Genomic DNA, 19,826 nt, shown 5'->3' with positions numbered 1-19,826 from the left:
CATGTCACAGGGCGGGTTGGTCAGGAAGCCGGCTCTGCGCAATCGGCGCCACACGGTGCGGGTGGACGGCCTGCAGGCCCCGCGCGCGCTCGTGCGCACAGGCAGGTACCAGCCGGTGGTGGCCGAGAAGCTCGCCGAAAGGCCCGGCAGGGGCGTCAGGCGAGGCCCGCAGGCACAGCCATCGACACTCCGCAGTCAGCGTGAACCGCCCTGCCGGATCGCCGCCACCGTGCGGTTCATGGCGTGGCGCACCACGTGGCTGTAGAGCCAGCGTTTCGGGCCCGACAGATTGCTGCCGTGGCGGGTGTAGAAATCGTCGGGGGCGTCGAAGCGCCCGAAGTCCTGGCGGATGCCTTCGCGCTGGATGTAGGTATCGGTTCCCCGCCAGTCCACGCCCGGGGCCTGCAGGTCGGGCGTGGCCGCGCCGTAGCCGCAGAACGCGCCCTGGTGCGTGCGAAAGCGCCGTTGCAGGGCGCCCAGGTAGGCGCTGTCGAGGATGAAGCCTTCGAGGTTCACCCACCGGCCCGCGTGCCAGACCTCCACCCAGCTGTGGACGATCTCCGGCGGCGCGAACCGGTAGGCCAGGCCGGTGATGGCGCCTTTTTGCAGCGCCTTGTCGATGGTGAAGCCGTGGAAGCGGCAGGGCACGCCCAGCGCCCGCAGCAGGGCCATCAGCAGCGTGCCCTTGGTGTTGCACTGGCCAATGCCGTCGGCCAGCACCGCCGAGGCCGGCAGCTCGTCCGACGCGTTGTAGCCGAAGGCCACTTCGTCGCGCACGAAGCCGTAGGCGGCGCCGATGCGTTCGTAGGCCGACAGCGTGCGCCAGCCGCGTTCGTTCACCAGGCGCTCGATGGCTGGGTGGTTGAAGTCCAGCAGCGGTGTGGTCGCCAGGTGCGCCGGGCCGGGGTCGGTGGTGGCCGTCATCCGGTGGCCTTTCCGGGGGCGCCGCGCAGCAGCCGCAGCCCGTTGAACACCACCAGCAGGCTGGCGCCCATGTCGGCGAACACCGCCATCCACATCGAGGCGTTGTCGGCCAGCGCCAGCACCAGGAACACCGCCTTGATGCCCAGCGCCAGCGTGATGTTCTGCCACAGCACCGTGTGCGTGCGGCGCGACAGGCGCACCGTCTCGGGCACGCGGCGCAGGTCGTCGTTCATGATCACCACCGACGCCGCTTCCACCGCGGTGTGCGTGCCGGCCTGGCCCATGGCGAAGCCGATGGACGCAGCGGCCAGCGCGGGCGCGTCGTTGATGCCGTCGCCCACCATGCCCACCGGGCCCTGGGCCGACAGCGTGCGGATGGCCTCCAGCTTGTCCTGCGGCAGCAGGTTGGCGCGCACGGCGGTGATGCCGGCCTGCGCCGCAATGGCCTGCGCGGTGGCGGCGTTGTCGCCGGTCAGCATCACCGGCGTGATGCCCAGCGCCTGCAGCTCGCCGATGGCGGCCTGCGAGCTGGGCTTGATGGTGTCGGCCACCGCGAACAGCGCGAGCACGCCGCTGTCGTCGGCCAGCAGGGTGACGGTGCGGCCCTGCGCTTCCTGCGCCCGCATGCGCGCTTCCAGTGCGGGCGAGCACTGTTGGCGTTCCTCGATCCAGCGGTGGTTGCCCAGCGCGTAGCCGCGCCCGGCGATGCGTGCCCGCACGCCCCGGCCCACTTCGGCGGCGAAGTCGTCCACGGCGCCCGTTTCCTGACGGGTCTGTTCCACCAGCCCCTGCGCGATCGCCATCGACACCGGGTGGTCGGAGCGCGCGGCGATGGCGTGCGCGATGCCCCGCACCGCCGCCGCATCGGCGCCCTCCACCAGCACCTCGTGCGCCACCAGCCGGGGCTTGCCTGCGGTGACGGTGCCGGTCTTGTCCACGGCCACTTGCGTCAGACGGCGCGCTTCTTCCAGGTAGACGCCGCCCTTGATGAGGATGCCGCGCCGTGCCGCCGCCGCCAGCCCGCTGACCACGGTCACCGGGGTGGAAATCACCAGCGCACAGGGGCAGGCGATCACCAGCAGCACCAGCGCCTTGTAGACCGCCGTGCCCCAGGCCCAGCCGGCCAGCAGCGGCCCGCCGATGGCGACCGCCACCGCGATGGCGAACACGGCCGGTGTGTAGATGTTGGCGAACTGGTCCACGATGCGCTGCGTGGGCGCGCGCTTGCCCTGCGCGGCCTCCACCGCGTGGATGATGCGCGCCAGCACGGTGTCGCTGGCCGGCGCCGTCACGGCGAATTCAAACGAGCCGTTCTGGTTGATGGTGCCCGCGAACACAGCGTCGCCCGGGCCTTTTTCCACCGGCACGCTCTCGCCCGTGACCGGGGCCTGGTCCACCGCGCTCTGGCCGGCGGTGATGCGGCCGTCCAGCGGCAGGCGCTCGCCCGGCTTCACGCGCAGCGTGGCGCCCAGCGCGATGCCGGCCACCGGCTGGCGTTGCCAGCTGCCGTCGGGCTGGCGCACCTCGGCTTCGGCCGGGGCCAGATCGAGCAGGCCCTTGATGGCGTTGCGCGCGCGCTCCACGGCCCGCGCTTCGATCAGCTCCGCCAGCGAATACAGCGCCATCACCATCGCGGCCTCGGGCCACTGGCCGATGGCGAAGGCGCCGGTCACGGCCACCGTCATCAGCGCGTTGATGTTGAGCTGCCCGCGCCGCAGTGCCGACAGGCCCTTCTTGAACACCGAGGTGCCCGCCAGCGCGATGGCCAGCGCGGCCACCGCCATGCCGGCGATCTTCCAGCCCAAGGTCTCGGGCGTGAAGAAGTGCAGCAGCTCGGCCGCCACGGCCGCCACCAGCGCCGCGCCCAGGCGCCCCATCTCGCGCCGCTGCTGGCGGGCGATGTCGGCCACGCTCACGGGCTGGGCCAGCGCTTCGGTGGCAAACCCTTTGGCCTCGATCTTCTGCACCACCTCGGGCCAGACGGCTGCGGGCGCGTCCACCAGCAGGGTGCGGGCGGCCAGGTCGAAGCGCAGGCTCTGCACGGCCGCCACGCTGTCGAGCGCACCCCGGATCTGGCTCTCTTCGGCCGCGCAGTCCATGGCCGGAATGCGCAGGCGCAGGCCGGTGGCACCGTCGGGGAACGCGGCAGCGGCGGGCGCCGCGCCGTGGGGGTGGCCGCCATGGTCGTGGCCTGCGTGATCGTGGTCCGCATGGTCGTGGTCGGCCGGGCCGTGTGCGTGCCCCGGTCCGGCGGACGTGGCCGGGGTGTCGGTGAGCGCCAGCGGGCTGGCGCAGGCGTCGCTGCCGCAACCGCAGGCGGTGTCGGCGGCAGGGGGCGCGTCGGAACGGATCGGGAAGGTTTTCATGGTGCAGCCTCGCTTCAGGGGTATTGAAAACCCTAAAGTGGCTACAAGGTCAAGCCCCCGTCCCGCCCTGGGACCCGCCCGCTGCGGTCAGCGCCGGACGGTCTGCGGGTGGTCGCGCAGCCGGTCCCACCAGGGCCGCAGCCAGCCCCCGGCGCTGACCATGAAGATGCCCAGCAGCACCAGGGCGCTGCCCGCGAGGAAGCTCGCTTCCAGCGGTTCGCCCAGCAGCCAGATGCCCAGCAGCACGCCGAACACCGGTGTCAGAAAAGAAAACACCCCCAGCCGCGATGCCAGGTAGTGCCGCAGCAGCCAGAACCACACCAGAAAGCTGGCGAACGACACCACCACGGCCTGGAAGGCAAAGTGGCCCAGCGTGTGCGCGCTCAGGGCGAAATGGGTCTGCCCGGTCAGCCAGGCGGCCGGCACCAGCAGCGCAAAGGCGCACAGCAGCTGGTAGAGCAGGGTTTCGGCCGCCGGCGCGGTCGACAGGGTGGTGCAGCGGATGGTGACCGTGGTGGCGCCCCACGACGCGCCGGCCAGCAGGGCCAGCAGATCGCCCAGCAGCACCGGGCCGCCCAGCGCCTGGGCGCCCGGTCCGCGCGAGAGGAAGGCGATGGCGATGCCCGCGAACGCGACCGAAATGCCGGTCCATTGCAGCGCGTCCAGCCGCTCCGAGGGCAGGCGCCACTGCAGGCCCAGGGCGGCGAAAAGCGGTGCCGTGTAGAGGAACACCACCACGTGCGACGCGTGCGTCAGCTGCAGCGCCGCGGCCACCAGCAGGTATTCGAGCGCGAACAGCGCCCCCACCACCAGGCCGGGGCCCCAGTGCGCGCGTTGCAGCACGACGCGTTCGCCGCGCAGGCGCATCCAGCCCACCAGCAGCAGGGCCGCCACCGCCGAGCGCAGGCCCACCATCAGCATGGGGCTGGCCTGGCCGGCGACGGCCTTGAGCGAGATCTGCTGCAGGCTCCACAGCAGGCACAGCGAGAGCATGAGCAGGCTGGCGCGGGCGTCCAGCGGTTGGCGGGTGTCCATGAACAAAAACAGGCGATCGGCGAAAGGAGCGCCATTGTCCGCGTGGCGAGTTGGCAGCAACCATCGATTTCCCGACAATCGATGGCGGCTTTCCGCCGTTGTGTCCTTCTGCCGCCCAACCGCCGTCCCAGACGCCATGCCGACCCCCCGCCGCGCGCCGCCGGCGCCCAGCCTGCACCAACCGCCCTACCGCGACGCCCTGCCCGCGGCCATGGTGTTCCGCACCGCGCAGATGCCGGCGTGCGCCGTCTACCCGCAGCACCGCCATGCATGGGGGGAATTCGTCTATTCGTTCAGCGGCGTGATCGAGGTGGCCTTGGCCGACCGGCACTTCATGGCGCCGCCGCAGTTCGGTATCTGGCTGCCGCCGGGGGTGGAGCACCGGGGCTCCAACCGGCAGGCGGCGGTGCACAGCTCGCTGTACGTCAGCCCCGAACTCTGCGGCCCGTTGCCGGCCGAGGCGGGCGTCATCGCCGTCAGCCCGCTCATGCGCGCCCTGCTCGACCACCTGCGCAGCGGTGCGGCGGCCGGCCCGGTGCTGGCGCTCAGCGCGGAGCAGCAGCGCCTGCTGCAGGTGCTGGTCGACCAGATCGGCCACGCGCGCCGCGTGGGCAGCTACCTGCCGCAGTCGGGTGACGTGGCGCTGGGGGCGCTGCTGCAATGGCTGCAGGAACACCCGGCCGACAGCCGCTCCCTGGCCGAACTGGCTGGCCAGTTCCACAGCACCGAACGCACGCTCAGCCGCCGCTGCCAGCGCGATCTGGGCATGTCGTTCGCCGAATGGCGCCAGCGCCTGCGCGTCATCAAGGCCCTGCCCCGGCTCGACGCCGGTGAGAAGGTCGAAAGCATCGCCTTCGACCTGGGCTATGCCGGCGCCTCGGCCTTCACCGCCATGTTCCGCCGCATGACCGGCCTCAGCCCCGACGAGCACCGCCGCGCCGGCCGTGCCGCCGGGCACGGCACGCTGCGTGCTTGATCCCGCGCATGACCCCACCCGCCCCGCCCCCCATGCGCCATTCCTGGCTCGACGACATGCACGCCCTCGTTGCAGGCTCCCTGTTCGTGGCGCTGGGCATGACCATGTTCGGCCACGCCGGCCTGCTCACCGGCGGCGTGGCGGGCGTGGCCTTCCTGGCCAGCTACGCCACGGGCGGGAACTTCGGCCTGTTCTTCTTTCTGTTCAGCCTGCCGTTCTTCGTGCTCTCGTGGTTCCGGCTCGGGGCCGAATTCACCTTCAAGAGTTTCGGCGCGGTGGCGCTGGTGTCGGCCTGCACCGCCGTGGCGCCCAAAGTGGTGCGCTTCGAGTTCATCAATCCCTGGGTGGCGTCGGTCGTGGGTGGTTTTCTGATCGGCTTCGGGCTGCTGGCCCTGCTGCGCCACCACGCCAGCGTGGGCGGCGTCAACATCCTGGCGCAATGGCTGCAGCAGGCCCGCGGCCTGAGCGCCGGCAAGGTGCAGATGTCGGTGGACATCGTCGTCGTGCTCGCCGCCCTGGTGGTGGTGCCGCCCGTGCGCGTGGCGCAGTCCGTGGTGGGTGCGGTGGCCATCGGTGCCATCCTCGCGCTCAACCACCGGCCGGGGCGTTATCTCGGCGTGTAGGCCCGGCGCGGAGCACCGCCTGCGCCGTGTCCCGGTGTTCTTTTGTGCCATGCTGGGCGGCATGAACGTCGCCACCGCCCCCGATGCCGCCGTCGCCGTGCGCTGGATCGCCGCTTTCGAAGCCCTCAAGGGCACCGTGGTCCTGCTGGCGGCTTCCGGGGTGCTGACGTTCGTGCACCACGACCTGCACGCGCTGGCGGCCCGCCTGATGGCGCACGCCCACCTCAACCCTGCCGCGCACTACCCGGGCGTGTGGCTGGCCGCCATCGACCAACTGCAGAACACCCGCGTGCTCTGGCTGGCCCTGGGCGCCCTGGCCTATGCCAGCCTGCGTTTTGCCGAGGCCTGGGGCCTGTTTTTCCGCAAAACCTGGGCCGAACTGCTGGCCGCCGGCAGCGGCGCCCTCTACGTGCCTTTCGAAGTGGCCGAACTCGTGCGGCACCCTGGTGCGCTGAGCGCCGCGCTGCTGCTCGCCAATCTGGCGGTGGTGGCGATCATGCTGCGGGCGCTGTGGCGCCGGCGCGCGGCTGGCGCGCTCTGAGCGGCCGGGTGTGACCCGGGCGGCGCCCTCACCCATTTGGGCGATGGACGGGATAGGGGGTTGCCGGTAACTTGGGCGCACCTGCTCCGCCTATTCACCCTTCCCACTGACCCCCGCTTGTCCGATGTTTCTTCCCGATACCCTCTACATCCAGGTCTTCGCCCACCGCTTCGTCGCCAGCAACATCGACTCGGGCGTCGTGCGTGAAGTTCCGCGCGATCCGCAGTCGGTGTCGCCGCGCATGCTGATCGGGGCCTTCGCGGTGGCGGCGGGGGAGCTGTCGGCGCTGGTGAAGACCGTTCGCCGCGGGCTGTGGGCGCCCGTGATGCTGATGCACCCGATGGAGCGCATCGAAGGCGGTCTGACCGAGGTCGAGCACCGGGTGTTTCTGGAACTGGGCCGGGGTGCCGGGGCTGCGCGCGTCGGGGTGCACACCGGTGCCGTGCTGGCCGGCGACGCGGTGCGCGAGGCGATCCGCGCCTACCCACATTGAGGTGCCAAAGGCCGATTCACCCAGGCTGAGGCGGTCGGCCCCGGGGCCGCTCAGGCAAGCCTGATCGCGCCCTCGTTCAGGTAACGCTTGAACTCCGTCAACGGCATGGCGGCGACACCGTGCGTGTCGCCATCGAGCCAGCTCAGGGTCGCTTCGGTGTGGGTGGTTTCGATGTCCACCGGGCCGCACGGGATGGGGATCATGGGGCCGTCGCCGGGGCGGAATTCCACGGTGCCAACGATGTTTCCGGTCTGTGTCATGAAGGTCTCCTTGCTGTTGAAGACCATTCTGTGGCCAGTGTGGCCACCGGACCATCAGACACCACGCAGCCGGGCGGTCAGCGGTGTCCTACGCCGGTGGCGGGCCCGGTGCAGGCGGCGCAACGCTCAGCCGCGCGCCTTCTTCGCGATGCGGTCCCAGTCTTTCAGGGTTTGTTGCAGGCGGTTCCTGGCGTCGGTGTGGCTCTCGCGGAAGGTGGTGGTCAGGCGCTGGCGCAAAGTGTCGTCGGGCGGTGGCGCGCCCAGCACCTTGAGCCGGTCGATGACCAGCATCACGCTCTGGAAGTTGCCGGCCTGCAGCGCCAGCGTCAGGGGGGTCTGCCCGTCGGGCGCCGCATCGGACACGTCGGCCCCGTGTTCGATCATGTGCTTCACCAGGCTGGCCTTGCCGGCCGCGCAGGCCCAGTGCAGCGGCACCAGACCGCCCTCAAGCCGCGCGTTGAAATCGGCGCCGGGCGCGAGCTGTTCCGCGGCCAGAGGCCAGCCGGAGGCTTTGATCATTTGCTGGAATTGCCAGGAGGACATGGGCGGAGCGTGTGAAGAGGGAGGGTGCCGAGCGTACGCCATGGCGTCGCTCCGGTGGACTCCACCGGTTTCAGGCGGGGCACGGGAGGTGCCAGCCTGAACGGATGGCCCTACATGATGATGGGTTTCTATCATGCAACTAATAATGTTGCATGAAACAAAACAGCCAGTTGTCCGACGTGTTGCATGTGCTGCTGCACATGGCCGAGAGCGAAACGCCGCTGACGTCCGAAACCCTGGCCCTGGCCATGCAGACCCACCCGGTGGTGCTGCGCCGGCTCATGGGCGGGTTGCGCGAGGCGGGTTTTGTCGGGTCGGCCAGGGGGCATGGCGGTGGCTGGGTGCTGACCTGTTCGCTGGACCAGGTGACCCTGCGCGACGTCCACGAAGCGCTGGGCGCACCGGCGCTGGTGTCGCTGGGCTTCCGCGAAGACCGGCCCGAATGCCTGGTGGCGCAGGCGGTCAATGACGCGCTGAGCGGCGCGGTGCAGGCGGCCGAGGCCGCCCTGCTGCAACGTCTGGACGGGGTGACGCTGGCCACGCTGTCGCGCGATTTCCATCAACGCCTGTTGGCCCGCGGGGCGCACCCCCACCGGCCCGAGGAGCACTTGCATGATCCCCATTGAATTCGCTGTCATCGGCGGCAGCTACGCCGGCATGTCGGCCGCCTTGCAACTGGCGCGGGCGCGCCGCCCGGTGCTGGTGGTGGACGCCGGCCAGCGCCGCAACCGCTTCGTCGACGAGGCCGGCGCCACGGCGCACGGCTTTCTGGGTCAGGACGGCCGCGCACCCGCTGCCATCGCGGCCGAAGCGCGCCGGCAACTGCTGGCCTACCCGAACGTGCGTTGGATCGACGGCCTGGCCGAAGACGCGCACCACCGGCCTGATGGGCGCTTCGGCTTCCGCGTGGGCGGCACCGAGGTCAGCGCCGCGCGCCTGGTGCTCGCCACCGGCGTGCGCGACGACATGCCGCCCGTGCCCGGACTGGCCGAGCGCTGGGGCCGCAGCGTCTTCCATTGCCCGTACTGCCACGGCTACGAGCTGGAAGAGGGCGCGATCGGCGTCATCGCCACCTCGCCCATGGCCGTGCATCAGGCCGCCATGCTGCCCGACTGGGGCCCGACCACGCTGTTTCTCAACGAGGCCTTCACCCCGTCGCCCGACGAGCTGGCCCTGCTGGCCCGGCGCGGCACGCAGATCGAGCGCACCCCCGTGGCGCGCATCGACGGTGTGGCCGACGTGGTGCTGGCCGACGGCCGCCGCTGCGCCATGGCCGGTCTGTTCGCCCAGGCGCGGGTGCACATGGCCAGTCCGGTGGCCGAACAGCTCGGTTGCGCCTTTGAACAAGGGCCCATGGGCCCGTTCATCCAGGTGGACCGCATGGGCCAGACCAGCGTGCCCCACGTGTTTGCCTGCGGCGACGCCGCCCGCGCGGCCGGCAACGTGGCGCTGGCCGTGGGCGATGGGGCGATGACCGGCGCGGCGGCACACCGCTCGGTCATGTTCTGAGACCGCGCCGCCAAAAAAAGAAGGGCGCCCGAAGGCGCCCTGCTGCGCAGGCCGGTGGCGGTGCACCGGCCGGGCGTCTGCCGGTCAGTACGGGCGGCGATCGCCGCCGGAACGGCCGCCACCCGAGCGGGATTCCATCGGGCGGGCCAGGTTGACGGTGATGCTGCGGCCCTGGACGGACATGCCGTTGAGCGCATCGATGGCGGCCTGCGCTTCGGCGGCGGTGGCCATCTCGACAAAGCCGAAGCCCTTGGAGCGGCCGCTGTCGCGGTCGATCACGACCTTGGCGGACTGGACGGTGCCGTAGCCCGAGAAATTGTGGGTCAGCGCGCTGTCGTCGACGGTATAGGGAAGGTTGCCGACATAGAGTTTTTGGGTCATGAATGCTTTCTGAAAAAGTCGAGGCGCTGCCGTACCAGATGGTCACCCATCCGGAGCAGGGCCAGGGGGGTGTGGCCGATCAGCGGTAGCGGCGTTGCGGCGCCGGGGCGCCACCCGAGCGTGGCTCGAGGTGTCGGAAGGTGATGCGACCCTTGTTCAGGTCGTAGGGCGAGAGCTCCAGCGAAACGCGGTCACCGGCCAGCACCCGGATGTGGTTCTTGCGCATTTTTCCGCCGGAATAGGCGATCAGCGTGTGCCCGTTTTCCAGCGTGACGCGGTAGCGGGAGTCGGGCAGCACTTCGTCGACCTTGCCCTGCATTTCAATCAACTCTTCTTTGGCCATGGGATGTGTCCTTGCTGTATTCGAATGGCGTTCGGGCGCTTTCGCAATGCCGGGCCCGCAAAGGCCCTGGGCGGCCGCACCGTGGAGCACGCCGGGGTTTGCCGTGGTGCACAGCCGCAGGTCACCGGACCGCAGACACGGTGGGACGCTGGGGGCTGGTGGCCCGGCAGGTTGTGGCCCGGTGGGTACGGGGCCGGTGAGGCTCGCCGAGAGAGGCTGCGGATCGCCGGCCAGGCCGGATGCCGTTTGCCGGCAGGGGATGCGGCTTGAGGAAAGCCGCGAACCGTGTCAGAGCAGGCGCGCTGCAACGGCGAGCAAGCCACAGCGCAAGCCCTCCATTGTACAGGGCTGGCATCAATCCTGCATAGCTCCCGGTACAGAGAGGCTTCGTGCACCAAATCGGTCACACGCAGCCTTGAAGACCGCTAGGGTTCCGGGCGCTGTCTGCTGGGGTGTGAAGCCAGTGCAGCGCTGTCTGGTCCGAGAGCGGTCGGCCGCGGATCGTCGTGGCTCCACGGAGGGACAAAAGCCCGGGAGATGCTTGCTGGCACACGAATCACTTGCAGTGATGTGCGCACGAGCCTCTCTGGGTTGTGTCCCTCTTGAACAGGAGCCCGCATGTCTTCGAGCCATGTCATCACCGTACCGGTGTCCGACGCTGCGATTCCCGTCGTGCTGCCGGCCGGGCCGGTGTCCCCCGCCCTTGCGGCCCCCCCTTCCCCGCCTCCCCGGCGCCGCCCGCGCTGGCTGACGGTGCGCGCCCCCATCAGCCGGCGTGCCTACTGGGTGCTGGCCGCCGTCGGCCTGCTGACGCCGCTGCTGGTGTGGGCCGCTTTCGCCGCCTTCGGCGGCATGGACCCGACCTTCCTGCCTTCACCGGCCGCCGTGGTCGCCAAGGCCTGGCTGTGGGCCACCGAATCGGGCCTGCTGGAAGACGCGGGCATCAGCATCTACCGCGTGGTCACCGGCTTCCTGATCTCGGCCGTGATCGCGCTGCCGCTGGGGCTGCTGATCGGCACCTTCCGCTCGGTGCAGGCGCTGCTGGAGCCGCTGACCGACTTCATCCGCTACATGCCGGCGGTGGCCTTCATCCCGCTGGTGATGCTGTGGATCGGCATCGACGAGGGCTCCAAGATCGCCATCATCTTCATCGGCACCTTCTTCCAGATGGTGCTGATGGTGGCCGAAGACGTGCGGCGCGTGCCGGCCGCGCAGGTCGAGGCGGCGCAGACCATGGGTGCCAACCGCCGCGAACTGATCGAAAAAGTCATCCTGCCCAGCGCCAAGCCCGCGCTGGTGGACACCTTGCGCATCACCATGGGCTGGGCCTGGACCTACCTGGTGGTGGCCGAGCTGGTGGCCGCCAACTCGGGCCTGGGCTACGCCATCCTGCGCGCACAGCGCTTCCTGCAGACCGACACCATCTTCGCCGGGATCATCGTCATCGGCCTCATCGGTCTGGCCACGGACCAGCTGTTCCGCCTCGCGCACCGCAAGGCCTTTCCCTGGCTCTACCTGAAAGGCTGATCGCCATGCGCTTCCCTGCCTTCAACCCCCTGGTCCCCAAGATCCAGATCCGCGACCTGCACAAGCGCTTCGACGGTGCGCCGCTGAACGCGCTGGAGCACATCGACCTCGACATCGCGCACAACGAGTTCGTCACCTTCGTCGGTGCCTCGGGCTGCGGCAAGAGCACGCTGCTGCGCACCATCGGCGGGCTGGAGACGCACACCAGCGGTGAGCTGCTGGTGGACGGCCGGCCGGTCACCGGCCCCGACATCGACCGCGCCATGGTGTTCCAGCACTACAGCCTCTACCCCTGGATGACGGTGATGCAGAACATCAAGTTCTGCCGCCAGCTCGCCGCGCACCGCAAGGACCTCACGTCCGCGAACGTGGAGGCCGCTTCGGGCCGCGCCGACGCGCTGCTGCGCCTCATGGGCCTGCAGGCCTCGGCCAACGCCTGGCCCAACCAGCTCTCGGGCGGCATGCAGCAGCGCGTGGCAATCGCGCGCGCGCTGATGGGCCGCCCCGGCATCCTGCTGATGGACGAGCCCTTCGGCGCGCTGGACGCGCAGACCCGCGAGGTGATGCACGACCTGATCCGCCACGTGCACCGGCTGGAGCGCGCGACCATCGTCTTCGTCACGCACGACGTGGAGGAAGCCATCTACCTCGGCGGCCGCGTGGTGCTGATGGCGCCGCGCCCCGGCCGCATCGACACGGTCTACGACGTGCCCTTCGGCGACCAGCGCACCCAGGACCTCAAGCACGCGCCCGAGTTCCTCGCGCTCAAGCGCGAGATCCTCGAACGCATCCGCGAGACCTCGGGCATGAAGACCGACCTCGAACAGCTGCAGCGCCTCTCCGGCCTGACCGCCGAGACCGTGTGAACCTGAACGGAGACACCCCATGAGCCCCACGACCTCCTATCCCGTTCCCGAAACGCTCACCGACCCGCTGAGCGTGATCCCGTCCAACCCGCCGGCCGCCATGCCGGTCGACGCGCCCGCGCTCTGGCAGCGCTTTCCGCAGGCCGCACTGGCGGGCGTGCACACCGGCCACGCCATGTGGAGCGAGGTGATGCCCGGCGGCAGCCACTGGAGCTGGCGCATGCCCCGCGGCAGCGCGATCCGCTTCGTCGCGCTCGACGCCGGCGCCAACGTGAGCCTCGTCATGTACGCCGCCCACGAAAAGCTGGAGCGCTACAACATGCCCGACAGCCTCAAGGCGCAGCACACCGCGCACTACGGCAAGGGCCATGTGCTGATGAGCGACATGGGCCGCAGCATGGCCAGCGTCACGGCCGACAGCCTGGGCTGGCACGACCCGTTGGGCGCGCTGCTCGACAACGAACTGATGACCGCGAAATACGGCGAGCGGCGCTACGAACAGGCGCGCAACGCCATGCACCGCTCGGGCAAGGACGGGCTGCTGATCGAGATCGGCAAGTACGGCCTCACCAAACGCGATCTGGTCGCGCCGGTCAATCTGTTTTCAAAGGTGAGCGTGGACGAGCAAGGCCGCTTCCACTTCGCGAAGGACCACAGCCGCGCGGGCGACTTCGTCGAGCTGCGCTTCGACATGGACGTGATCGTCGCGGTCTCCAGCGCGCCGCACCCGCTGGACCCGGCCACTGAGTGGTCGCCGAAGAAGGTCGGCCTGCTGGCCTGGCGCTGCGGCCCCGCGCCGGCCAACGACGCCTGCCGCGCCTTCCGGCCCGAGAACGCGCGCGCGCTGCACAACTCGGATGTTCTGTATCTGTGAGCCAGGGAGATTCAAAGATGAACGCCATCACCGCCACCGACATCCGCATCCAGGAGAGCGCCCTCGACCCGGCGAACGCCGTGATGAACCAGCGCCACCCCGCGGGCGAGCCCATCCTGTTTGCCGTGAACCAGGGCCAGACGCTGCGCATCGTCGACCTCGAAGGCAACCAGGCCGCGGACGTGATCTTCTACAACCGCGACGACCCGGCCGAGCACTACAGCGCCACCGACACCATGCTGCACCAGGGCGGCATCTACCTGACCACCGGCTCGGTCATCCGCAGCAACGACGCGCGGCCCATGCTCACCATCGTGGCCGACACCTGCGGCCGGCACGACACGCTGGGCGGCGCCTGCGCGGCCGAAAGCAATACCGTGCGCTACGCGCTGCAGAAGAAGTTCATGCACAGCTGCCGCGACAACTACCTGATCGCGCTGCAACACGCCGACATTGGCCTGGGCAAGCGCGACCTGGTGCCCAACATCAACTTCTTCATGAACGTGCCGGTCACCGAAGGCGGCGACCTCAAGTTCGCCGACGGCGTGTCCGGCCCCGGCAAGTACGTGGAGATGCGCGCCGAGATGAACCTCTGGGTGCTCATCAGCAACTGCCCGCAGCTCAACAACCCCTGCAACGCCTACAACCCCACGCCCACGCGGCTGCTGGTCTGGAACCCGACATGAACCCCCCCGTTCCGTCATTCCCGCCCGTTCCGTCATTCCCGCCCGTTCCGTCATTCCCGCCCGTTCCGTCATTCCCGCGAACGCGGGAATCCACGAACGAGGAAGCACCCCGCCTGTCGTGGATTCCCGCGTTCGCGGGAATGACGAGGAAGGTGTGACCCACGTCGGCAACAGCACCACGTCAGCAACAGCATCACCTCATCCAACCACATCCTCTTCTCCTGACGACGGGACGACCCGTCTGATTTCCTTGTTTGGGCAGGACGGCCTGCCACCGGAGACACCATGTTCCGCAAGGTCCTGATCGCCAACCGCGGCGCCATCGCCTGCCGCATCATCCGCACGCTCAAAGCCCTGGGCGTGCAGAGCGTGGCCGTGTATTCCGAAGCCGACGCGCAGGCGCGCCATGTGCGCGAAGCCGACGAGGCCTACCTGCTCGGCCCCGCACCCGCGGCCGAGAGTTACCTCAGGGCCGAGCGCATCCTGCAGATCGCCCGCGACTGCGGCGCCGAGGCCATCCACCCCGGCTACGGTTTCCTGTCCGAGAACCCGGGCTTTGCCCAGGCCTGCGAAGACGCGGGCATCGCCTTCATCGGCCCCACGCCCGAGCAGATGCGCGCCTTCGGCCTGAAGCACACGGCGCGCGATCTGGCCGAACAGCGCGGCGTGCCCCTGCTGCCCGGCACCGGCCTGCTGGCCGACGCGGCGCAGGCGCGTGCCGAGGCGCTGCGCATCGGCTACCCGGTCATGCTCAAAAGCACCGCGGGTGGCGGCGGCATCGGCATGCGGCTGGTGTGGAGCGAGGACGAACTCAGCGACGCCTTCGCCTCGGTGCAGCGCCTGGCCAGCGCCAACTTCAAGGACGCCGGCCTGTTCCTGGAGAAGTACGTCGAGCAGGCGCGCCACATCGAGGTGCAGGTCTTCGGCGACGGCGCGGGCACGGTGCTCGCGCTGGGCGAGCGCGACTGTTCGGTGCAGCGCCGCAACCAGAAGGTGATCGAAGAGACGCCCGCGCCGGGCCTGACGGATGCGCAACGCAGCGAACTGCACGCCACCGCGGTGTGCCTGGCGCAGGCGGTGAACTACCGCTCCGCCGGCACGGTGGAATTCGTCTACGACGCGGCCACCGGCCAGTTCTACTTCCTCGAAGTCAACACCCGCCTGCAGGTGGAACACGGCGTGACCGAGCAGGTCACCGGGGTTGATCTGGTGGCGTGGATGGTGCAACTCGCGGCCGGCGAACTCCCCTCGCTGGACATGTTGAAACCCACGCCGCAGGGCGCCTCCATCCAGGTGCGGCTGTACGCCGAAGACCCGGCGAAGAACTTCCAGCCCAGCGCCGGTCTGCTGACCGAGGTGGTGTTCCCCGCCGACGCCCGTGTGGACGGCTGGGTCGAGCGCGGCACCGAGGTGCCCGCCTGGTACGACCCCATGCTGGCCAAGCTCATCGTCACCGCGCCCGACCGCGAACAGGCGCTGGCGAAGTTGGATGCCGCGCTGGCCGCCACGCGCCTGGCCGGTATCGAGACCAACCTGGGCTACCTGCGCCAGGTGGTGCGCGACCCGGTGTTCCGCGAAGGCCGGCAGGTCACGCGTTTTCTCAACAGCTTCCACTTCCGCCCCGCCACCGTCGAAGTGGTCGAGCCCGGCGTGCAGACCAGCGTGCAGGACTGGCCCGGCCGCCTGGGCCACTGGGACGTGGGCGTGCCGCCCAGCGGCCCCATGGACGCCTACGCGCACCGCATGGCCAACCGGCTGGTGGGCAATGCCGCCGACGCGGCCGCGCTGGAGATCACGCTCTCGGGCCCGGTGCTGCGCTTCAACGCGGATGCAGTGATTGCGGTCACCGGCGCACCCGCACCGGTTGCGCTGGACGGACAGCCGTTGCCCATGTGGCAGAGCCACCGCGTGGCCGCCGGCAGCGTGCTCGCCATCGGCCGCGCCGAGGCCGGCGCGCGCCTCTGCCTGGCGGTCGGCGGCGGCTTCGACGTGCCGCTCTACCTGGGCAGCCGCAGCACCTTCACGCTCGGCCAGTTCGGCGGCCACGCCGGCCGCCACCTGCGCACCGGCGACGTGCTGCACCTGGCCGCGCCCGGCGCTGGCACGGCCGATGTGAGCGCCGCCGCCGACACCGTGCCCGCCTTCACCCACCACTGGGACGTGGGCGTGCTCTACGGCCCGCACGGCGCGCCCGACTTCTTCACGCCCGACGACGTGGCCACCTTCTTCGCCACCGACTGGGAGGTGCACTACAACTCCAGCCGCACCGGCGTGCGCCTCATCGGCCCCAAGCCGCAGTGGGCGCGCAGCGACGGTGGCGAGGCGGGCCTGCACCCGTCCAACATCCACGACAACGCCTACGCCATCGGCGCCATCGACTTCACCGGCGACATGCCGGTCATCCTCGGCCCCGACGGCCCCAGCCTCGGCGGCTTCGTCTGCCCGGCCGTGGTGGTGGACGCCGAACTCTGGAAGCTCGGCCAGCTGCGCCCCGGCGACACGGTGCGCTTCCACCGCCTCTCGCTCGATCAGGCGCTGGACCGCAGCGCCACCGTCGAAGCCGCGCTGGCCACACTCCAACAGGCACTGCCCGCGACGCCAAACGACGACGCCACCGCCCATCCCACACCCATCGTCTACGAAGACCCGGCACGCGAAGACGAGGCCGTGCCCGCCATGGTGGTGCGCCAGGCCGGCGACCGTTACCTGCTGGTCGAGTTCGGCCCGCTGGTGCTGGACATCGAACTGCGCCTGCGCGTGCACGTGCTCATGCAGGCGCTGCAAGCGCGCATGGCCGCCGGCACACTGCCCGGCATCGTCGACATGACGCCCGGCATCCGTTCGCTGCAGCTGCACTTCGACCCGTCCAAGGTCTCGCGCGCCGAGCTGCTCAAGGTGCTGGTCGAGGCCGAAGCCGCGCTGCCCGCGGTCGACGACATGGTCGTGCCCAGCCGCGTCGTGCACCTGCCGCTGAGCTGGGACGACCCCCAGACCAAACTCGCCATCGAGAAGTACATGCAGTCGGTGCGGCCCGACGCGCCCTGGTGCCCGAGCAACATCGAGTTCATCCGCCGCATCAACGGGCTGGACAGCATCGACGACGTGTTCAAGGTCGTGTTCGATGCCAGCTACCTGGTGCTCGGCCTGGGCGACGTGTACCTGGGCGCGCCGGTGGCCACGCCGGTGGACCCGCGCCACCGCCTGGTGACCACCAAGTACAACCCCGCGCGCACCTGGACGCCCGAGAACGCCGTCGGCATCGGCGGCGCCTACCTCTGCGTCTACGGCATGGAAGGCCCCGGCGGCTACCAGTTCGTCGGCCGCACGCTGCAGATGTGGAACCGCTGGCGCCACGGCGAGCCCGGCTCGGTGTTCGAGCAGCCCTGGCTGCTGCGCTTCTTCGACCAGATCCGCTTCGTGCCGGTGGACCAGGACGAGCTGCTGCGCATCCGCGCCGCCTTCCCGCACGGCGGCTATGCGCTGCACGTCGAAGAGACCACCTTCAGCCTGCGCGACTACCGCCGCTTCCTGGCCGACAACGCGCCCAGCATCGGCGCCTTCAAGGCGCAGCAGCAGGCCGCCTTCGACGCAGAGCGCGAGCGCTGGGCCGCCAGCGGGCAACTCGCCTACGCGGGCGATGCCGACGTGGCCGCGGCCGATGCCAGCGTCGAGCTGGACCTGCCGCCCGGCGGCCGGCCGCTGGCCAGCAGCGTGCCCGGCAGCGTGTGGAAGGTGCTGGTCAGCGAAGGCCAGCGCGTCGCGGCCGGCGACGTGCTGCTCGTCGTCGAGTCCATGAAGATGGAATTCAGCGTGCTCGCGCCGCAGGACGCCACCGTGCACCGCCTCATGTGCCGCGAAGGCGCGCCCGTGGCCGCCGGCCAGGACGTGCTGGTGCTGGTCACCGAAGACTGAACGCGAACCGAACAGAAACCCCGGAGCACACCATGCCCCTGAACCTTGAAGACCTGTCCTTCGACCTCGCCAGCCTGCGCGCCGCCTACGCCGCCGGCACCCCGGTGCGCGCCGTCATCGCCGAGGCCATGCGCCGCTGCGCCAGCGACGCCCCCCACGCCTTCATCCACCGCCTGACCGACGCCGAGATCGAGCCCTACCTCGCCCACCTCGACGGCGTGGACACGGCCAGCCTGCCGCTGTACGGCGTGCCGTTCGCGATCAAGGACAACATCGACCTCGCGCACATCCCCACCACCGCCGGCTGCCCCGAATACGCCTACACGCCCACGCAGAGCGCCTTCCTCGTGCAGCAGCTCATCGCGGCCGGCGCCGTGCCGCTGGGCAAGGCCAACCTCGACCAGTTCGCCACCGGCCTCAACGGCACGCGCTCGCCCTACGGCGCCTGCCGCAACGCCTTCAACCCCGACTTCGTCTCGGGCGGCTCCAGCAGCGGCTCGGCCGTGAGCGTGGCCAAGGGCTGGGTGTCGTTCTCACTGGGCACCGACACGGCCGGCTCGGGCCGCGTGCCCGCCAGCTTCAACAACCTCATCGGCCTCAAGCCCAGCCTCGGCCTGCTCTCGGCCACCGGTGTGGTGCCGGCCTGCCGCTCGGTCGACACCGTGTCCATCTTCGCGCTCACCGCCGCCGACGCGCAGGCCGTGCTCGCGGTGGCCGCCGTGCCCGACGAAGCCGACGCCTTCAGTCGCGCGGCCAAGCCCTTCGGCGTGGACTTCTCCGCCGGCCCCTTCCGCTTCGGCGTGCCGCGCCCGCAAGACCTCAACTTCTTCGGCAACGACGCGGCCATCGGGCTGTTCGCGCAAAGCATCGAACGCCTGCACGCCCTCGGCGGCACCGCCGTCGAGATCGACCTCACGCCCTTCCTCGACGCCGCGCGCCTGCTCTACGAAGGCCCCTGGGTCGCCGAGCGCTACGTCGCCATCCAGGACTTCATCGAAGCCCAACCCGAGGCCGTGTTCCCGCCCGTGCGCACCATCATCCAGGGCGGCAAAACCAAGACCGCCGCGGAAGCCTTCGCGGCCAGCTACAAGCTCAAGGCGTTCAAGCGCGTGTGCGACGCGGTGTGGCAAGACGTGGACTGCCTGCTCACGCCCACCGCCGGCACCATCTACCGCATCGTCGACATGCAGGCCGACCCGATCCGCCTGAACAGCAACCTCGGCCACTACACCAACTTCATGAACCTGCTGGACTACGCCGCTGTCGCCGTGCCCGCCGGCTTCCAGGGCAGCGGCGACGCGCAGGGCCTGCCCTGGGGCGTGACCCTGGCCGCGCCCGCGTTCAAGGACGTGCCGCTGCTGCGCCTGGCCGATCGCTTCCACCGCGCGCAGGCGCTGTCACTCGGCGCCACCTCCGCAACGCTGGCCGACACCCCGGCCATCAACACCGCCGAGCTGCCAAAAGGCAGCAACACCGCCGGCACCGTCAAGGTCGCGGTCTGCGGCGCCCACCTCAGCGGCCTGCCGCTCAACTGGCAACTCACCCAGCGCGGCGCGCGCCTGCTCGGCGCGGTACAGTCCGCGCCCGAATACAAGTTCTACGCCCTGGCCGGCGGCCCGGTCCAGCGGCCCGGCATGGTGCGCGTCAAGGAAGGCGGTGCCGCGATCGACATGGAAGTCTGGGAACTGCCCGCCGAACACTTCGGCAGCTTCGTCGACGGCATCCCCGCCCCGCTGGGCATCGGCAAGGTGAAGCTGGCCGATGGGTCGTGGGTCAGTGGGTTTGTGTGCGAGGCGGTTGGCGTGGAGGGCGGGACCGACATCACGGAGTTGGGGAGTTGGCGTGAGTGGTTGGCGAAGAACGCCTGAGGGCAAGTGCATTCTCTTTTGTGGGAGCAAGGCAATAGCTGACAGCCAAAAAAAGTGCACCGAACGCGCGTTCTGCGTCACGTAGCAGACTTTCAGATC

At 70.1% G+C, this 19,826-nt stretch carries 19 protein-coding genes and 1 riboswitch; of the genes, 12 read left to right on the top strand and 7 right to left on the bottom strand.

Annotated elements, in window-relative coordinates; genetic code table 11:
* Window positions 1-195: 195 nt before the first annotated feature.
* The 3 genes from QQK43_RS15395 to QQK43_RS15385 all read right to left on the bottom strand — a co-directional run bounded on the left by QQK43_RS15395 (window position 196) and on the right by QQK43_RS15385 (window position 4,325).
* Window positions 196-924, bottom strand: a complete 729-nt coding sequence (locus tag QQK43_RS15395; RefSeq protein ID WP_284308437.1) for a transglutaminase-like domain-containing protein — start codon at window positions 922-924, stop codon at window positions 196-198.
* On the bottom strand, window positions 921-3,290 hold the full coding sequence (locus QQK43_RS15390; RefSeq protein WP_370465288.1) for a heavy metal translocating P-type ATPase: 2,370 nt from the start codon (window positions 3,288-3,290) through the stop codon (window positions 921-923). Before QQK43_RS15390 ends, QQK43_RS15395 begins: the two co-directional genes overlap by 4 nt.
* Before the next feature lie 87 nt (window positions 3,291-3,377).
* The gene (locus QQK43_RS15385) at window positions 3,378-4,325 is read right to left on the bottom strand and encodes a DMT family transporter (protein ID WP_284308436.1); all 948 of its coding nucleotides are present in this window, start codon (window positions 4,323-4,325) and stop codon (window positions 3,378-3,380) included.
* Window positions 4,326-4,461: 136 nt separating this feature from the next.
* Here QQK43_RS15385 and QQK43_RS15380 point away from each other — a divergent pair, with 136 nt between their 5' ends.
* The 4 genes from QQK43_RS15380 to QQK43_RS15365 all read left to right on the top strand — a co-directional run bounded on the left by QQK43_RS15380 (window position 4,462) and on the right by QQK43_RS15365 (window position 6,958).
* Entirely contained in the window at window positions 4,462-5,301 is an 840-nt protein-coding gene (locus QQK43_RS15380) for an AraC family transcriptional regulator (RefSeq protein WP_284308435.1), read from the top strand.
* Between the two features lie 8 nt (window positions 5,302-5,309).
* Window positions 5,310-5,924 (top strand): DUF6198 family protein, encoded by a 615-nt coding sequence (locus QQK43_RS15375; protein ID WP_234266539.1) that lies wholly within the window; start codon window positions 5,310-5,312, stop codon window positions 5,922-5,924.
* 61 nt (window positions 5,925-5,985) lie between these two features.
* Window positions 5,986-6,465: a DUF2127 domain-containing protein gene (locus QQK43_RS15370; RefSeq protein ID WP_284308434.1), complete on the top strand. Its 480-nt coding sequence runs from the start codon at window positions 5,986-5,988 to the stop codon at window positions 6,463-6,465.
* A gap of 124 nt (window positions 6,466-6,589) precedes the next feature.
* Entirely contained in the window at window positions 6,590-6,958 is a 369-nt protein-coding gene (locus QQK43_RS15365) for a hypothetical protein (RefSeq protein WP_284308432.1), read from the top strand.
* Between the two features lie 50 nt (window positions 6,959-7,008).
* On the opposite strand, the gene QQK43_RS15360 is transcribed toward QQK43_RS15365, so the two are convergent.
* A complete protein-coding gene (locus tag QQK43_RS15360) occupies window positions 7,009-7,218 on the bottom strand; it encodes a hypothetical protein (RefSeq protein ID WP_234266542.1) in 210 nt (69 codons plus the stop codon).
* A gap of 126 nt (window positions 7,219-7,344) precedes the next feature.
* Window positions 7,345-7,761 carry an ankyrin repeat domain-containing protein gene (locus QQK43_RS15355; protein WP_284308430.1) on the bottom strand — a complete coding sequence of 139 codons (417 nt, stop codon included), beginning with the start codon at window positions 7,759-7,761 and terminating at the stop codon, window positions 7,345-7,347.
* 152 nt (window positions 7,762-7,913) lie between these two features.
* On the opposite strand from QQK43_RS15355, the gene QQK43_RS15350 reads away from it, so the two are divergent.
* Together QQK43_RS15350 and QQK43_RS15345 are read left to right on the top strand one after the other, a co-directional pair.
* Window positions 7,914-8,387: an Rrf2 family transcriptional regulator gene (locus QQK43_RS15350; RefSeq protein WP_284308429.1), complete on the top strand. Its 474-nt coding sequence runs from the start codon at window positions 7,914-7,916 to the stop codon at window positions 8,385-8,387.
* Window positions 8,374-9,270, top strand: coding sequence for an NAD(P)/FAD-dependent oxidoreductase (locus QQK43_RS15345; RefSeq protein WP_284308428.1), 897 nt, complete (start codon window positions 8,374-8,376; stop codon window positions 9,268-9,270). The genes QQK43_RS15350 and QQK43_RS15345 overlap by 14 nt, the downstream gene beginning before the upstream one ends.
* An 84-nt stretch (window positions 9,271-9,354) precedes the next feature.
* Here QQK43_RS15345 and rbp read toward each other — a convergent pair whose 3' ends face one another.
* Window positions 9,355-9,651 carry an RNA-binding regulator gene (gene rbp, locus QQK43_RS15340; protein WP_234266546.1) on the bottom strand — a complete coding sequence of 99 codons (297 nt, stop codon included), beginning with the start codon at window positions 9,649-9,651 and terminating at the stop codon, window positions 9,355-9,357.
* A 79-nt stretch (window positions 9,652-9,730) separates the two neighbouring features.
* Window positions 9,731-9,994 (bottom strand): translation initiation factor IF-1, encoded by a 264-nt coding sequence (infA, locus tag QQK43_RS15335; RefSeq protein WP_234266547.1) that lies wholly within the window; start codon window positions 9,992-9,994, stop codon window positions 9,731-9,733.
* Window positions 9,995-10,408: 414 nt separating this feature from the next.
* Window positions 10,409-10,533: riboswitch (guanidine-I (ykkC/yxkD leader) on the top strand.
* Window positions 10,534-10,612: 79 nt separating this feature from the next.
* Here infA and QQK43_RS15330 point away from each other — a divergent pair.
* From QQK43_RS15330 to atzF, 6 genes are all read left to right on the top strand, one after another.
* Window positions 10,613-11,521 (top strand): ABC transporter permease, encoded by a 909-nt coding sequence (locus QQK43_RS15330; RefSeq protein WP_284308427.1) that lies wholly within the window; start codon window positions 10,613-10,615, stop codon window positions 11,519-11,521.
* Window positions 11,522-11,526: 5 nt separating this feature from the next.
* Entirely contained in the window at window positions 11,527-12,387 is an 861-nt protein-coding gene (locus QQK43_RS15325; RefSeq protein WP_284308426.1) for an ABC transporter ATP-binding protein, read from the top strand.
* A 175-nt stretch (window positions 12,388-12,562) separates the two neighbouring features.
* Window positions 12,563-13,261, top strand: a complete 699-nt coding sequence (locus QQK43_RS15320) for an urea amidolyase associated protein UAAP1 (protein WP_370465289.1) — start codon at window positions 12,563-12,565, stop codon at window positions 13,259-13,261.
* Between the two features lie 17 nt (window positions 13,262-13,278).
* The gene (locus QQK43_RS15315) at window positions 13,279-13,947 is read left to right on the top strand and encodes an urea amidolyase associated protein UAAP2 (RefSeq protein WP_370465287.1); all 669 of its coding nucleotides are present in this window, start codon (window positions 13,279-13,281) and stop codon (window positions 13,945-13,947) included.
* 285 nt (window positions 13,948-14,232) lie between these two features.
* A complete protein-coding gene (gene uca, locus QQK43_RS15310) occupies window positions 14,233-17,859 on the top strand; it encodes an urea carboxylase (RefSeq protein ID WP_284308424.1) in 3,627 nt (1,208 codons plus the stop codon).
* Window positions 17,860-17,891: 32 nt separating this feature from the next.
* Complete coding sequence (gene atzF / locus QQK43_RS15305; protein ID WP_284308423.1) at window positions 17,892-19,727, top strand: allophanate hydrolase; 1,836 nt, start codon at window positions 17,892-17,894, stop codon at window positions 19,725-19,727.
* Window positions 19,728-19,826 lie beyond the last annotated feature (99 nt).

The sequence above is a fragment of the Hydrogenophaga electricum genome (assembly GCF_030160815.1).
In the GTDB taxonomy this organism is placed as follows: Bacteria; Pseudomonadota; Gammaproteobacteria; order Burkholderiales; family Burkholderiaceae_C; genus Hydrogenophaga; species Hydrogenophaga electricum.
This window is presented reverse-complemented; position numbering and strand designations above follow the sequence as displayed.